The sequence below is a fragment of the Enterococcus sp. DIV1096b genome, from assembly GCF_050498765.1.
GTDB lineage: Bacteria > Bacillota > Bacilli > Lactobacillales > Enterococcaceae > Enterococcus_D > Enterococcus_D entomosocium.
On record NZ_JBMHEK010000001.1, the window covers coordinates 2602068 to 2617769 of the forward strand.

General features: G+C 41.7%; 13 protein-coding genes. 1 reads left to right on the forward strand and 12 read right to left on the reverse strand.

Annotated features, from left to right (window positions below; all coding sequences use genetic code 11):
* Positions 1–13: 13 nt before the first annotated feature.
* The 6 genes from IGJ17_RS12260 to rhaB form a co-directional block, all read right to left on the reverse strand.
* On the reverse strand, positions 14–451 hold the full coding sequence (locus IGJ17_RS12260) for a PTS sugar transporter subunit IIA (RefSeq protein ID WP_086316451.1): 438 nt from the start codon (positions 449–451) through the stop codon (positions 14–16).
* Entirely contained in the window at positions 444–1922 is a 1479-nt protein-coding gene (locus tag IGJ17_RS12265) for a BglG family transcription antiterminator (protein ID WP_086316452.1), read from the reverse strand. Before IGJ17_RS12265 ends, IGJ17_RS12260 begins: the two co-directional genes overlap by 8 nt.
* Positions 1923–2267: 345 nt before the next feature.
* Positions 2268–3419, reverse strand: coding sequence for a lactaldehyde reductase (fucO, locus tag IGJ17_RS12270; RefSeq protein WP_429961456.1), 1152 nt, complete (start codon positions 3417–3419; stop codon positions 2268–2270).
* An 84-nt stretch (positions 3420–3503) separates the two neighbouring features.
* Positions 3504–4328 (reverse strand): rhamnulose-1-phosphate aldolase, encoded by an 825-nt coding sequence (rhaD, locus tag IGJ17_RS12275; protein WP_005234418.1) that lies wholly within the window; start codon positions 4326–4328, stop codon positions 3504–3506.
* Positions 4329–4335: 7 nt separating this feature from the next.
* Positions 4336–5589, reverse strand: coding sequence for an L-rhamnose isomerase (gene rhaA, locus IGJ17_RS12280; RefSeq protein ID WP_016612607.1), 1254 nt, complete (start codon positions 5587–5589; stop codon positions 4336–4338).
* Between the two features lie 4 nt (positions 5590–5593).
* Positions 5594–7048 (reverse strand): rhamnulokinase, encoded by a 1455-nt coding sequence (gene rhaB / locus IGJ17_RS12285; RefSeq protein WP_429961457.1) that lies wholly within the window; start codon positions 7046–7048, stop codon positions 5594–5596.
* Positions 7049–7199: 151 nt separating this feature from the next.
* On the opposite strand from rhaB, the gene IGJ17_RS12290 reads away from it, so the two are divergent.
* The gene (locus IGJ17_RS12290) at positions 7200–8081 is read left to right on the forward strand and encodes an AraC family transcriptional regulator (protein ID WP_034872044.1); all 882 of its coding nucleotides are present in this window, start codon (positions 7200–7202) and stop codon (positions 8079–8081) included.
* A gap of 107 nt (positions 8082–8188) precedes the next feature.
* Here the strand turns inward: IGJ17_RS12290 and IGJ17_RS12295 are convergent, their stop codons facing one another.
* From IGJ17_RS12295 to IGJ17_RS12320, 6 genes are all read right to left on the reverse strand, one after another.
* Positions 8189–9043, reverse strand: coding sequence for a GRP family sugar transporter (locus IGJ17_RS12295; RefSeq protein WP_429961458.1), 855 nt, complete (start codon positions 9041–9043; stop codon positions 8189–8191).
* Between the two features lie 103 nt (positions 9044–9146).
* Positions 9147–11732 carry an alpha-mannosidase gene (locus IGJ17_RS12300; RefSeq protein ID WP_429961459.1) on the reverse strand — a complete coding sequence of 862 codons (2586 nt, stop codon included), beginning with the start codon at positions 11730–11732 and terminating at the stop codon, positions 9147–9149.
* Positions 11733–11734: 2 nt separating this feature from the next.
* Positions 11735–12871, reverse strand: a complete 1137-nt coding sequence (locus IGJ17_RS12305; RefSeq protein ID WP_429961460.1) for a PTS fructose transporter subunit IIC — start codon at positions 12869–12871, stop codon at positions 11735–11737.
* Positions 12861–13178 (reverse strand): PTS fructose transporter subunit IIB, encoded by a 318-nt coding sequence (locus tag IGJ17_RS12310; protein ID WP_008380922.1) that lies wholly within the window; start codon positions 13176–13178, stop codon positions 12861–12863. The genes IGJ17_RS12305 and IGJ17_RS12310 overlap by 11 nt, the downstream gene beginning before the upstream one ends.
* A gap of 23 nt (positions 13179–13201) precedes the next feature.
* Positions 13202–13651 (reverse strand): PTS sugar transporter subunit IIA, encoded by a 450-nt coding sequence (locus IGJ17_RS12315; RefSeq protein ID WP_086297724.1) that lies wholly within the window; start codon positions 13649–13651, stop codon positions 13202–13204.
* Between the two features lies 1 nt (position 13652).
* Positions 13653–15557: a BglG family transcription antiterminator gene (locus IGJ17_RS12320; RefSeq protein WP_086297727.1), complete on the reverse strand. Its 1905-nt coding sequence runs from the start codon at positions 15555–15557 to the stop codon at positions 13653–13655.
* Positions 15558–15702: the final 145 nt, after the last annotated feature.

Below are 15702 nucleotides of genomic sequence, written 5' to 3' on the forward strand. Positions count from 1 at the left end.
CCATTCATTCCTATCAGCCGCATTGGTTGAGAAGGAAGGCTTCGATTTCTTCTTTTGATTTTTCTGCAATGAATTGCAGATTTTCTTCATAGGCGAAACATTTCATTAAGCGGATGACTGCTTGTTTCACCGCGGTTGTTTCGTTAGTCTTCATCAGGATCGCAAAAATCGTTTTTGCTTGCAGCGTTCCCTGCCAAAGGACTTCTTCACCTCTGACTAGAACGATTCCGCTTTTTTTCACCACAGCACTTTCAATGTGCGGTAGCGCAAAATCTTCAGCAATCATCGTATTGCCGCTCGCTTCTCGGGCTTGCAGTGCTTCAAATAGCAGGGTTTTGCTCTCCGTCAGCCCGATTGTTTGGCTAACACCTGCAATCTTCCTTAAAACATCGACTTTCGTCTCTCCTGCTTCTGTTGAAACTAAAGTAAGGGACAAAGGGAATTTAGTCATTTCTCACCCTCCCAATCATCACTTCAAGGCGTTTTTGGTCTTCCATCGTCAGCATGGCGCTCACGATCACAACCGGAATCGGACTATCGATCGTTAATTGAACGGTTGAGATGATCATCTCCGTATCCGGGTGTTGCTTTAAAGCCGCTTCCACATCACGAGAAGGTAGGACAGCGGTGATTGCTAACTCACGAAATTTCTTATGCACTTTTACTTTTAATAATTCGGAGGTCCCGATTCCTGTAGTACAGACGATCATTACCTTGAGTTGTTGAGGATGTTCTTCGATCGCTTGAGCAAAGTAAAGGGTGACAAAGCCGATTTCATCTTCTGTGAGCGCTGGCAAATCGTACACTTGGCAGATTTCTCTTGCAGTCTCTTCGGTAGCAAAAAACAAATCTGTATATTCTAATTTGATTTGCTCCAAAAGATTGTTTTTGACTTCGATCCCATGTCGCAACCGATTGATCATTGGTTTGATATGGCGAGCCAATTTACCGAATAACTCCTCGTCTTCAAATGACCGCTGCAGCTGAGTGCTCATTTTTTCTATAAATGCATTAGAAATTAGTTTTACTTGTTCTGACAGATCCTCTAATTCATCCGTGGCCTTTTGCATCCGTGAGGAGACGAGGTATTGATACATATAATAGCTTTCGTTTTCCGGTAATTTCGTATGCAAGTACTGTTCGCTATTGCCAATGATCTCTTTGGCGATGGTGGCTAATTCTGGGTTTTCTTGCATTTGCTGTTTCTCTTTCTCATCTAAAATATCCTCATTAAATGAATTCCCTACTTTGCGAAACCGTCGCAATAAGATATACAGGTGAGAAAAAAGATTAATGTTATAAGGATGTGGGATTACTAATCCTAGGTGATTTTCAATCAAATTCAGCTGTCGCAAAACAAACTCCGCATCATAGCGGTTGAACGCCTCATTCGTCACATGCAGATCATCCAAGCGGATATTGCGGGTTTGTTGGATATACTCCTGCAATGCACGACGGATATTTTTTTCTGCACCGTTCACCCCGATCATTTTATTTTTGCGGGAAACCGTCAGCTCAAAACGCTGCAAAGCTTCAGAAATTAATTTCTCATCACTGTTGATAACCGTTTCACTCACATAAAAAGGCTGATACAGGGAAAAAATATTCTTTCTTTTTGGGGAAATAAGCAATAGCTCCTCCATCACCTTGTTCCGGCGTTCCACTGGTGTCAGCGCATTCGGCATTTCCGCTTTCTGACTCTGGGACTTTTCTTGATGATGGAAACTTAAGCGGTAGCCTTTCCCTTTTTCTGAGAGAATCACATAGTCAATCGCGGCATCCTCATTGATTGCTTTTACGATGCGATAAATCGACTTTGTAGAAAGTCGGAGCGCTGCGGATAGTTCATCGGCCGTGACAAATTCTCTCGTATTGGAAAGAATATGGATGATTTTTCTCTTTCGTTGTTCCATAACAGTCATGTAACCGTTCTCCTTTCTACACACTTATCATAGCACTAGGAAATGTAAGCGTTCTATCATTCTTTGTCCCCTTCATGGGACAAAGATGATCAATAATAAGAATTACAATACAACGTTAAGGACAAAAAAAACAGCCATTTTTCAAAATGGCTGTAACAAAGTCAGTGTTATCATCAATGTTCATTATTCAACTGTTGGAATAAGAAAAGCTGCTAGTTCCCATGAAACGAGAAGGAAAACGCCGTTTATCGAAACCCTTCAACCGTCGTTAAGGAGCAATCCAGGTTTGAGCGCCTATACAGCAAGCGAAATAAGCACGCTCATTGAAAGGAACGATTTGAGCTTTTACATCAACGAGCGATAAAGCTCAATAATCTCTTCTAAAGTCGTTTCCCGCGGGTTGCCTGGTGTGCAGACATCGTTCAAGGCATCTTTGGCGATGGCTGGGATATCTTCTTCTTTGACGCCTAATTCAGAAATGGTCGCTGGAATGCCCACATCTTTGCTTAACTGATCGATTGCTTGGCAAGCAGCATCTCGGACGTCTTCAAGTGACATCGTTTCTGCCCCTTCAATGCCTAAAACGATCGCGATCTCACGGTATTTTTCACCCGTAAAGTCTTTGTTGTATTTCATGATGGTTGGCAACAAAGACGCGCACGCTACTCCGTGAGGAATGTTGTACCAAGCGGACAATGGATGTGCCATGCCGTGGACTAAGCCCAAGCCGACGTTTGAAAAGCCCATACCGACAATGTATTGCCCTAGTGCCATCGCTTCTCGTCCTGCTTGATCGCCATTCACGGAATCTCTCAATGAGCGCCCGATGATCTCGATTGCTTTGATGTGCAGCATGTCAGTCATTTTCCAAGCGCCTTTGGTGATGAAGCCTTCGATGGCGTGGGTCATGGCATCCATCCCCGTTGCAGCTGCCAGGCTCTTCGGCATCCCCATCATCATATCGCTGTCCACAAAGGCTACTAGAGGAATATCGTGAGGATCTACACAAACAAATTTCCGATGATTTTCTTCATCTGTAATCACATAGTTAATCGTTACTTCGGCTGCAGTCCCAGAAGTTGTCGGTACCGCTAAAATCGGCAAGCATGGATTTTTCGTGTCTGCCACGCCTTCCAAACTAATCACATCTGAAAATTCAGGATTCGTAGCAATGATTGCGATCGCTTTTGCCGTATCGATCGGTGAACCACCGCCAATCGCAATGATACAATCGGCTTGGGCTTCTTTGACAAAGGCTAAGCCGTCTTTGACATTTTGGATCGTTGGGTTGGGCACGATCCCATCATATAACGCATAGTCGACACCTGCTTCATCCAATAATTTCGTCACTTTGGTTGCTACTTCAAATTCCACCAAATCTTTGTCGGTGATCACAGCCGCTTTTTTGAACCCTCGTGCTTTGAATTCGGTCGGTACGTTCTCGATCGCTCCTTTTCCAAAATACGATGTTTCATTCAAAATCATTCTATTTGCCATTCTTCCTACCTCCATTTGTTTGTTTATTCACAATATATTTTAAATAGAAAAGACTGAGAGCCTTTTCTATTCTTCTACCATTACTTATACCTCAAGATAGCCTGCTCGGGGAGTGACTTTGAAAGCGTCAGCCAATTTTTTCAGATTTTCATCTGTAATGGTTTGTAAGATTGGGCCTTGCGCTTTAACATAGGTGTACACTTCCGCAGCTTTCTCTGCCGTTTCAATCAAGCCAAAGACTTCATCCATATCTTTGCCAGCACCGTAGATGCCATGTTGCGGCCAAAGTACCAAACGGGTTTCTTTCATTTTAGCAGCTGTTGCTTCGCCGATCTCGTTCGTTCCTGGAACCATCCAAGGAATGATGGAAACACCTTCTGGGAAGACCACCAAGCACTCCGTACACATCTGCCACAGGGTCCTCGTGAAACTGCGTTCATCCAACTCATGGGTAAAACTCATGGCCAAAAGATGCGATGCGTGGTTATGCATGATGATTCGGTTTTCTGGATCGACCGACAAGCGAGCGATATGACTCATGAAATGACTTGGCAATTCACTCGTTGGCACCGCACCATTTTCCAAGCCCCAAAGCAATTCCAATGTTTGCCCATCTTCTTTGACCCGAATCACACCAAGGTTTTCCGCTGGATGTGCGGCTACATTTTTAAAGTATTTTCCTGAACCTGTCACAATAAAGTACTTGCCGGCTAGTGCCGTAGCATCAAAAATCATGGGAATTTCCCGCAAGACGCTTTGCGGATCGATGAAAGGCAAGATCTCTTCTTCTGTTAATAAGTAAGAAATATTGCCACCGTTGCGCTCATCCCACCCTAAACGGTAAAGATTTGCTGTCGTTTCCATCATTTCTTGTACAAAATTCGCTTGTAAAATATCAATTTTTTTCATCGTTCTCCTACTTTCTGGCTTTTAAGACGGTTTCTTCATAGGCTTTCACTTCTGATAGCCAATCCAGACCTGCTGGTACCCCTTGGCTTTCACAGAAGTAATTCCAAACATCTGCATACGGATAGTCTTTTAATTCTTCCGTCATGGCTAAACGAGTGGTGAAATCACCTGACAATTCGATTGCTTTTAGTTCTTCGATCGGTTCTAGCATCGCTTTTAGCAACGCTTTTTGAGTATTGCGCGTCCCGATCACCCACGCAGCGACCCGATTGATCGTTGCATCAAAGAAATCTAACCCAATGTTGGTTTTTGGCAATAAGTCATTGCGAACCAATTCGCGGCCAATCTCTTGCAATTCATCGTCCATGATCACGACATGATCACTATCCCAGCGTACAGGACGGCTGACATGCAGCAAAATGCCTTTGCTGAATAGTGCCAATGAAGACAATTTATTGGAGATCACTTCGGTTGGATGGAAATGTCCAGCATCCAAACAAATCAATTTATCGCGCGTCAAGCCATAGCCCATATAAAATTCATGAGAGCCGACGGTGTAGGCTTCGGCACCAAGACCAAACAGCTTGCTTTCCACGGCATCCACTGTGTATTCCGCTGGCAATTCTTCAGCAAAAATCTCATCTAATGCTGTCATCAAGCGTTCCCGTGGTGTAAAACGATCGATCGGGTTGTCTTTGTAGCCATCTGGCACCCAGAAATTATTGACACAGACTTGCCCAGTTTCTTTCCCCATATAGGCAGCGATTTGACGCGAACGTTTGCCGTGTTCGATCCAAAACTGACGAACTTCTTCATCTGGTGAAGCAAGGGTAAAGCCATCTTTGAACATGGGATGAGAGAAAAAGGTTGGATTGAAGTCTAAACCTAAGCCTTGTTCCTTCGCCCAAGCAACCCATTTTTCAAAATGCTTCGGCTCCAATTCATTTAGATCCACTGCTTCCTCGGTGTCTAAATAGATGGCGTGAAGGTTCAATTTGTGTTTTCCAGGAATCAAAGAGTAGGCTTTTTCTAAATCTTGGCGCAACTCCTCAGGGGTATGCGCAGCACCAGGATAATTCCCTGTTACAGAGATCCCACCAGATAACGCTTCATCACTCAAAAATCCTTGCACATCGTCCCCTTGCCAAACATGCATCGAGATTTTCACATCGGCTAATTTTTTCAAAACCGCATCCGTGTCGACGCCTAATTTGGCATATGCTGTCTTAGCTTCTTCATAACGCTGTTGAATCGTTGTCATTTTTTCATTCTCCTTCTATAAAACGTTGATAGTTGCTTAAAATCTTGTGATCAAAAGGCTGTGGTTCATGAACACTGCAAGGAAATGAGTGTTTGACCGCGCGGCGTGCTTCAACCAGCGACGTGAAGATGCCAGCACTCATCATCTGCATTAAAAGATTGCCGATCGCCGTTGCTTCACTTGGGCCAGCTTCGATCGTCAGCTGCGCAGCATCAGCCGTCAGTTGATTTAAAAAGCGATTGTTGGAACCGCCCCCCACGATATGCAGTTTTTGCAGCTTGTTCGTCGTACCTGTCAGCTGTTCCAGCTTTTGCAATTCGCTGGCATAACAAAGCGCTAAGTTATCATACACACAGCGAGCCAGTTCACCTGCGGTTTCTGGAACTTTCTGCTGGGTTTCTCGACAATACGCTTGCAGTTCAGTAATCATATTTTCTGGATTCAAAAAACGAGGATCATTGACATCGACAAACTGTTGAAAAGCAGGCGTTGCTTGCGCCAATTCCGCCAATTCTGCATAGGAATACTGATAATCTTGCTGCCGAGCCACTTCTTGGATCAGCCACATGCCCATGATATTTTTTAAAAAGCGAATCGTGTTGTGGGCACCCCATTCGTTCGTATAATTTTCATCGAAGGCGGCAAGGGAAACATTGGGTACTTTGGTTTCGATCCCCAGCAATGACCATGTCCCGCTGCTGATGTAGCCCCACTCTGACCCTTCTCCGGGTGTACCGATGATCGCCGACGCCGTATCATGACTAGCGACAGTGACAAAGGTCGCTTGTGGCAAATCATAGGCTGGAAACTTCTGAGTTTGCAGTGCGCCTAAAACCGTCCCAGCATCAACCAATGGTGGGAACAGTCCTTCTGTTACCCCAATCTCAGCTAATAATTCTACATCCCATGTTTGGGTATTGGCATTTAGAAGCTGCATCGTCGAGGCATTGGTTTTTTCCGTGACCATCTTGCCGGTAAAAACGTAGCCCAAATAATCTGGAATCAACAGCAGTTTGTCGGCTTTTTGCAACAGTTGCGCTTCTTCTGTGGCTAATTGAAAAATCGTGTTGAAGGGCTGCAGCTGAATGCCTGTTTTCTCATACAGTTTTTGCAAAGAATAGCGCTGGCCAAAAGCCGCGATCGCATCATTGGTGCGACTATCTCGATAAGCGACTGGGTCGCCTAAACGTTCGCCTGCTTGATCGATCAAACAGTAGTCCACTGCCCAGGTGTCGATTCCGACGAAGCAGTCATTGATACCGGCTTGTTTCACTTTTTGCAGTCCTACTAAAATCTCTTGGATCAAATAATCGATCGCCCAGCGGTCAAAGCCTTCATGGGGACGAAAGCCGTTTTTAAAGCGATGGATCTCTTCTAAAGTGATCTGCTCATTTTCCCAACGGCTCAACATCAGACGACCGCTTGATGCGCCGATATCGATTGCGATAAATGTGTTCACTGGTCTCCACCTTTCATTATCTTGTTTAAAAATAAATCGATTACAATTTACTGATTCATTCTTGTTTCCTCAATTTTAGCTTGACAATCAACGAGTTTCATCACACAATTTTGATAAAGACTTGCACAATCTTGGTAAAAAGGAGGATCCGATGGATTACTGGGAAAAAGCCAACCACTCATGGTCAACCGATTCACTGCGTTACATCAATACTTCAACCCAAAAGCAGCGTGAACTTTTCTATTACATTCAAGAAATCGGCTATTTCAAAGCCAGCAAACCTTACTTTACAGAACGAGAGAACCTGCCTTCTTATTTGATCAAATATACATTGTCCGGTTGCGGTGAATTGCGCTACAAAGGAAAAAGCTATCAATTAAAAGCAGGTGATGTGTTTTTTATCGACTGCCTAGACTATCAGTACTACCGCACCGTTAGTCAAGAGCCCTGGGAAATGGACTGGATCCATCTATATGGCGCCAACGTCGCAGCGTTTTATGATGAATTTCTCAAAAATGGCAGTCCAGTTTTTCACACAAATCCTGCCAGCAGCCGCCAAAATCCGATCCATTTGGTCTTACAAGATTTATTGATGTTACAGCCAGAACCAAATGCGAAAACTGCCTTCCAAAGCTCTGTTTTGATCCATCAGCTACTCAATGAACTGCTCCTGCAAAAATATCATCTCGATTTTTCGGATAGTGAGATCCCGCCTTATATTTTGCAGATACGTGACCAGCTAGAAGAGGATTTCCGTCAAGGGATCACATTGGAATCTTTGGAGGAAAGGTACCATATCAATAAGTATCAAATCGTCAAGGAGTTTTCCAAATACATGGGCTTGCCCCCCATCGAGTACCAGATCAGCAAACGCATCTCTTACTCGAAAGACCTTTTGCGCTATTCTCGTCTTTCCATCAAAGAGATCTCATTGGCGATCGGCATCGAAAACACCGCCTATTTCAGCCGTTTATTCAAGAAAAAAGTCGGCATTTCACCTAGTGATTATCGACAAACGGAGAATGGACGGTAAAAAAGAAACATGAAATCATTCACTGATTTCATGTTTCTTTTCATTTATTGGTTAAACTGTTATCTGCTACTTTATTGATCACTAACTAAAATTGCTCAGGTGCAAAGTTATTTCAACCAACTCATCCCTAATATACCAACAATATAGAGCAAGCTACCAAGAGCTACAAATTGCTTTTCTCTGCCAACTTTTTGTTCCTTTAAGAGGATAATACTTCCATAAGTAGCAACAAGTAAGCTCATTTGAGAAAACGAATAGGTTACGCCTACACCTAAAGAAGACGATACAGCGAATAACGAAGTATTCGCGATAACCCATGTGCTACCAGTACCTAAATTGCGGATTATTTTGCGGAAATGCAACTGTTGCTTACTTTTCAAGGAAATTACGCTTCCCCCGAGAAACATCCCTACTGCCTGAGGCAAGAAAATCTGTGCGCCACTTATCTGAAACAGACCAGTGACTGTCACATATAGCATCAAAAAAGCTGAAGAACAACATAGATAAAGAAGTACTTGCTGTGTTAAGCCTGTTTGCTGATGAGTTGTCTTAGTTACAAGGAAAACACCTGTTAGAATGACTCCTAATGCCATGATTGAGAAAATTACAGTCGTTAAATCTGTCCATTCTTTGAGAAAGAAGCCAGATGCTAATGTAACAAATAATAATTGGGTCCCGACGGAGACGGGCATTACTTTAGAAACCTCCGCTTTCTCCAAAGCGAGAAATTGGAAGTATTGTCCGCAAGCCCAAAAAACCCCAGATAATAAACTGATGAAAAATGGCACCATGGCATAACTCACTTGATTCAAGAAACCAAATACACTACCGAAAATCAAGGCTGCGATTGTTGTTCCTAGCAGTTGTTCCTCTGATTTTCCTCCCATCAATTTAGCGACGATTGGCATTAAGCCCCATCCTAGTGCAGGCAGTGAGGCAAGCAATAAAAGTTGTACGGACATAAAAACTCCTTCTAAATATTGTAAAAAAGCGAGAACACAAAATCTTGTAGAGGAAAACGTTACAAAAGCAATTCCTTCTCGACAAATTTTGTGTTCTTTATTCCTAGTTTTTAGTTAATAAATAGGTTGCTACCCCATAAGCATGGATGATATGATCCGCTTCAAGCGGTTCTTCTAATGCATTGATTCGTTGATATACGTACCCATTAAATAATTTTTTTGGCTCAAGAGATCGTTCTTTGTTCGTTGAATTGACGAAACGGATAACGATTCCCTCAGAGTAATACGCATTATGAAGCGCACTGACTCCCACACCTGGTTCTAAGCTGCAGGACAACAAAGAAAGAGACATGTCGGTCAGAGATAATGGATCAATGCGCTTTTGAATTTTATTATCTATGCGATAAATAAAGTAATTCAAATCTTGCAATTGATAAGAAATCGATGGCTGTTCTTTAACAGTTTTCCAAGTAGCCAACAAATCTTCAGAAATAGCTGTTGATGCAACTCGCAGGGAAAAATCGAAGACCATCTCATAGTTTTCCATTTGAGCAAGAGGCGTTTCCATCATAATATGTCCCTTTTTGGTTGTATCGCCAGAAGCGCGACCTGGTCGATACAACAAATCCGGTTTTCCAAGGGAGTCGGTTGTAGCTAGTACCGTTACATATAAGGAGTCATCGATATATTCATACTCTTTGCTCTGCTCGCTATAAAAAACGAGGGCGTTCTCTTGATCATAAACAACCACTTGTTTTTCAAATGGTTCAATATTGACAGGTTTTTCTGCATATTTTTCTTGCCAATTTTCCAGTGTTTGATTTCTTTTTTCAAGATAGCCAAATTGAATGGCCGCAACCGCTCTTTCTATCGGCTTGTTTAATCGAGCTTTCACTCGAATCCGATGATTTAAAAGCGTATTTTTAAAACGTAGCTTTGCGTTTACCTCACCATTTTTTGTCAGTTGGAGGGTCAATGTATAAGCGAATGTTTTGGTGGCGATTCCTTTCATCCGTTCTTCGATCGTATACGGTAGCTGTAAACTTCCTTCCAAAGCCAATGTTTCTTGCTTCCCTTTGCAGCTGGCAAAACGAAGCGTGATCGGTTGATCATTCAAAATAGGCGAATAGTCATACGTATCACCGGCATTACTATCATCGATGATCGACAAGAAATCCAAGATCTGTTGTTTTCCATCTGAATAAATCAGGTGGCCGTCTTCAAAGGAAAGCATGTATTTTCCATTTCTAATCCATGTGTTTTGATCTAAAGACGATTCGGGAGTTGTCTCTTGCTCTTCAAATGTAAGGACTTGATAACCAAGGCCTGAAAAGGCACAGGTCACTTGAACGGTTAACAGATAATACCCCTCTTCTTCAATAAAACGGTTGCCAGCCGGAGTTTCTTCCATAATATTTTTCCTGCTTGGGATATACACTGCTTCAAGTACAGATGAATCAGCTCCAATAACCTTGATATTGTTGGTTCTGGATACGATCTTAACTAATTTCTCTCCTTGAAATGGCACTGGTGTTGGATGAAGAATCAGAAATTGGTTGGCTTGTAAAGCGAGTCCTTCACTGATTCTTTTTAAAATCAAATTTTCAATGCTCTCACAAATCTCACTGATTTCTTTTAACCGATGACTGATATCTTGTGCAACACTATCTGATACACAGCCTGCCAAACTATCATGGGCTTGACATTCAAATAACTTTTTCCAAGCTTTCATTAGCAAGCGATTGCTTAATTCGATCCCTAAATCTTTCGCAATAACTAACATTGGTTCAATTTCTAAAACTAATTTGTTTTCTAATCGAAAAATCTCACGTTTCAGATCCATTCGTACAGAACCAATCGTTTTGTGAACCCGTGCAAAAACCGGTGCACGAAACTCTCCTTGATAAACTTCCAGTTCTTTTTGACGGACGATCTCCATAAATGCTGGATAGGTGCTCAATTGATACTTGTATTTTCCAAGCTGATTGATTTTCGTTAGTTTTTCTTCTATGGCAGAAACAATGCCTAACTGATCATTTCCAGTTGGAATCAAGATTTCAGGTTCATTCGCGTAGCTCTTAATAAAATCAACACCTCTATCGAGTCTGCCATCTACATAACTGCTCGTTGGCTCCAATTGCTGCTGTGCACCATATCCTTGAGGAAAATTTACCGCATACAGTGAACCTCGCCCACTTAAACTCGTCCATTTAAAGTAAGGGGATTTGACCTGTTCCCCTAAATCGATGCCTCGCCAAAAGATAATGTTATCAAGTCCAACTTCGTTCAATATGGTTGGCATTTGAGCATTAAAACCAAATGTATCTGGCAAATAACCGATCGGCATATAGCTGCCATATTTTTTGCTATCAAATATACCAATCATGGCATTTCGAATGATGGACTCACCAGAAGCGAAAAAGGCATCTGTTTGGGTGTACCAAGGCCCGATGAACAATTGACCATTGGCGATCAACTCTTTGACCTCAGTCAAGCGCTCAGGATAGAGTTCTAAGTAATCGTCCAGAATAGACATTTGTCCATCTAGCACGAAAGATGCAGTCGGTTGCCTCTTTAGTTCTTTTAGTACATCACTAAATAATTGGTCACTCAAAACGACACAGTCCATCGAAGTAAAATACCATTCACGATCCCAATGGGTGTGGTTTACTATGTGTACATTTGTCATAGCTATGCTTCCCACTGCTCTTCCCAAGCCGCTTCGTCAAACTCTTCCATCGTGGCATCTGTTTCTTTCCCCGCATCTTTTGAACGTAGCAAGCTTGTACAACTCGCAATAAATAATGAGCCAGTAGCAATCGATAAAACATACAGTGGCCATTTTTCTACGGTGAACCAACCATAAAAACCAGAGATTGGCGCTGTATTGACAGCTCCTAGACCTACAGCCATTGCAGAACCAATCGCTGAACCAATCATATTCACTGGGATCACTTTTAGTGGATTTTCCACCGCAAATGGGATCGCTCCTTCTGAAATACCTACTAGTCCCATAATGATCGACGATTTTCCTGCTTCTTTTAGTTCGTTATTGTATTTATTCTTTGCAAAAACAGTCGCTAATCCTAAACCAATTGGCGGAATGATAATCGCCACTTGTGCTGCAGTGTTTGGTGCATAAACGTTACTTGTCAATAAAGCCATCGCGGTTGTCACAGCTGCCTTATTTACTGGCCCTCCAAGATCAAATCCAACCATTGCCCCTACAACTGCCGCCATCACGACCGCATTTCCGCCACTCAATCCGTTCAACCATGACTCTAAGCCCACATTGATAGCTGCAAATGGTGTACCGATCACATAATTCACAAGTAGGACAGTGACTAAAGTACCTAAAACAGGAACTAAGAACACTGGAACTACCGATGCCATCGATTTTGGCAGCTTTATATGGTTTTTGATCCACAAGCAGATGTACCCAGCGATCAGCCCTGAAACAATTGCGCCTAAGAAGCCTGCGTTAATGTCTTTTACTAACATACCTCCAACAAGACCAGGGGCTATCCCTAGCTTATCGGAAATCGAATAAGCAATAAATGCCGATATTACGGGAAACATCAATCCTAAAGCGATGCCACCGAATCCATCTAAACTATGGAGTAATCGGATGATCGTATTCGCACTTTCTCCATGAGAGGCATCCCAAATATCGACGATCCCAAATATTGATCCGCCTACTCGAGAAATCGCCATGATAACTGCTCCGGCAATCACCAGAGGAATCATATAAGATATTCCTGTTAAAACATGATTTTTCATTTCACTTGCCAAATTTTTCATCTGATTTTCCTCCTCTTTATTGATCAATCAGCTTTAATGCATCTTCAATTACTTTTTCTGCATTTTTTATAGGGGCTGCTACCGGGACTTTAAGGATCTCCTTGCCATTGAAACGCTCCTCATTTCTCACTTTCGTATCAACGGCAAAAATCACAACTTCCCCAATTTGACAATCCCGCTCGTTCAATTCATTTTCGATACCTGTTGCTCCTTGTGTCTCAACCTTGATTAAATCCCCACGTTTCGCTGCTGCTTTTTTTAGCGCCTGTGCCGCCATAAAGGTATGGGCAACTCCTGTGGCACACGCCGTTACTGCAATAATTTTTCTCTTCATTCTTCTTTCTCCTTTTCTCCGTTTTATTCGCTTAATAGTTTCGCGATAATCTCTTTATCTGTTTCGCTTTTCAGCGCTTCTGTGATGTCTTCATCCATCAATTTCATGGCAATTTCTGATAAGATCCGTAAATGGGTGTCTCCTTGATGTTCTTCAGGAATAGCAAGCATAATCACAACCGTTACTGGTTCATCATCTAAGGATTGCCATTCTAATGGTGCCTTTAACCGAGCAAAAACGATTGCGGGTTCAGAAACTGCACGACTTTTTCCATGGGGGATTGCTATATTATTGCCTATTCCTGTGGTCGAGTGATCTTCTCTTTCCATAACTGATTGAACATACTCATTTTCGGATTGAACAATTCCTTCAGTTACCAATATTTTTGCTAACTGACGGACCACTTCTTCTTTAGTGGTTGCCTCTAGACCAAGAACAATATGTTCAAAAGGTAGTAGTGTTTCTATATTCATTTTATGTTCCCCCTTGTAAATACTTTTTTAATTCCTCTTTCGTCCCTTTAAGGAGGAAGGTTCGTTCATCTGATTCCATCACATTAAGCATCGTGTCATAGATTTCCTCAAGTTCTTGTACAGTTTCATCTTTGATACAGATGAAAAAGACATATTTCACCTTTGTTTCTCCCCAGTGGATCTCATTATTAAGACGTAAAAATACAATCGCTGATTTTTTCACGTATTCTGGTGTACCATGAGGTGTTGCGAATCGTCCAAAAGAAGTAAAGGAAAGCTGTTCCCTTTTTAGCGAAGAGTCAATCATTTCCTCTTTTACATACCCACGAGTAATCAACTGCTCCCCAATAAATGTAATCACCTCTTGATAATCTTCAAAATGATGATCTAAAAAAATCAAGTCCTCATGAATCAATTTCGCAAACTGACTGAAAGAACCATTTTGTTTTTCTTCGACTTTTCTTAAAAAGGCTTCTATTTTTCGCTGCTCATCTTTATTCAGTACAGGAGAAACATGGATTGTTGGAATCGAATCGATTTTTAAATCCACTGTCGATAAAATCAAGTCCTCATAAATATTGGTCTGAATCAACTCTTGAATTGAAAGAATCCTGGAAATATCGATTTGCTCATAATTCCTCCGAATACGAGCAGCTAATAGCTGTGAAGTGCCTTTCCCACTGCTACAAACTAATAAGACACTCACTTTTTTCGGTTGTTTTTCTTCTCGTTGTTCTTTCATCACTTGGATGTGTACGGCCAGAAAGGCAACCTCATCTTCGGGGATCGAAATCGAAAACTGCCAATTTAAGGCATGAGCTAATCGAAGCGCTTCCTCAAAAGACAAAGGGAAATTCTTCTTCACATCATTTAGAAAAGGGTTATGAATGACTAATCCTTTTTGAATGCGATAAATAGCTTCTTTGATATGTGATACCAATCCTAACAAGAGACTTTCATTGCGTAGGGAGATCGTTTCATGAATCAATTTGCGTATCGTTTCATCAAGCAAATCATCGGAGTCATTCTTCTTCATCAACGAATCCCCATAGATATGAAGCGAAATATAATGAACTTCCGAAACTGGCAACGACAGAGAAAACGTTTCTTCTATTGAAGCAATAAAACGATAAAAAGCTCTATTCTCCATCAAAGGATGTCTTCTTTCTTCGAAAGTCAGATAATTCTTCTCTTTGACCCGATCAATCATGATGATAAGATGAAGCAATAGTGAGTGATAGGCAGCATCATTAAGCGTAATTTGTTCTTTTTTCAAATACTCTTGTAAGAGCGTATCAACTAAAGAAATCTTTGTCAGGTCAATAAAATCATTAACAAACTGAGGAATTCCTTGAATCGAATGCAAATAGCGTTGCTGCTCTTGTGTTATTTTCCAATTTCCACCCCAGAAATAGTAGATCAAATCAAATGCTAAACGACGTTTTTCTTGTTCTGACAAATTCAAAAAGGAACCCTTCCCCGGTAAAACTTCAATCGTAACGTTAAAATGACGAAAGATCTCGCTTACCTGCCCCATGTCATTTTCTAAAGTTGATTTACTGATGTAGAGTGCATCTTGCAGTTGTTGACGCGTAAAATACGTTTTTTGTTTCAGTATTTCAAAGCAAAGAAACTGAATACGATCTTTTTTGCTCGTCGGTAAGTTTGATTCCTCGTGCCCATCAAGATACTTTAGAATTTCAGCTGAATCACCATCAAGAAATACACCTACTCTAGGTTTGCGAACAAGCCTTATTGCTGTTTCCTGCAAAAATTCATCCATTCTCTTTAGCGATTGCGAAACTGTCTTTTGCGAAAGCGACATATGCAACCCAATTTTAGCAACCGTTGTTGGTCCATTCTCTAAGAGATATCGAATAATTGCTTTTTCCCGTTCACTGATCATGAAACTTTCACCTCGTCTACATTTCTAATGGTAGCTGTTTCTCAAAAAAATGAAAACACTTACTTTTACTGCATTGATTACAGTAAATCATAGGCACTGAAAATATTGCGCCGTTTTTTATTCATGTGTACCCTTTCGTTTAATA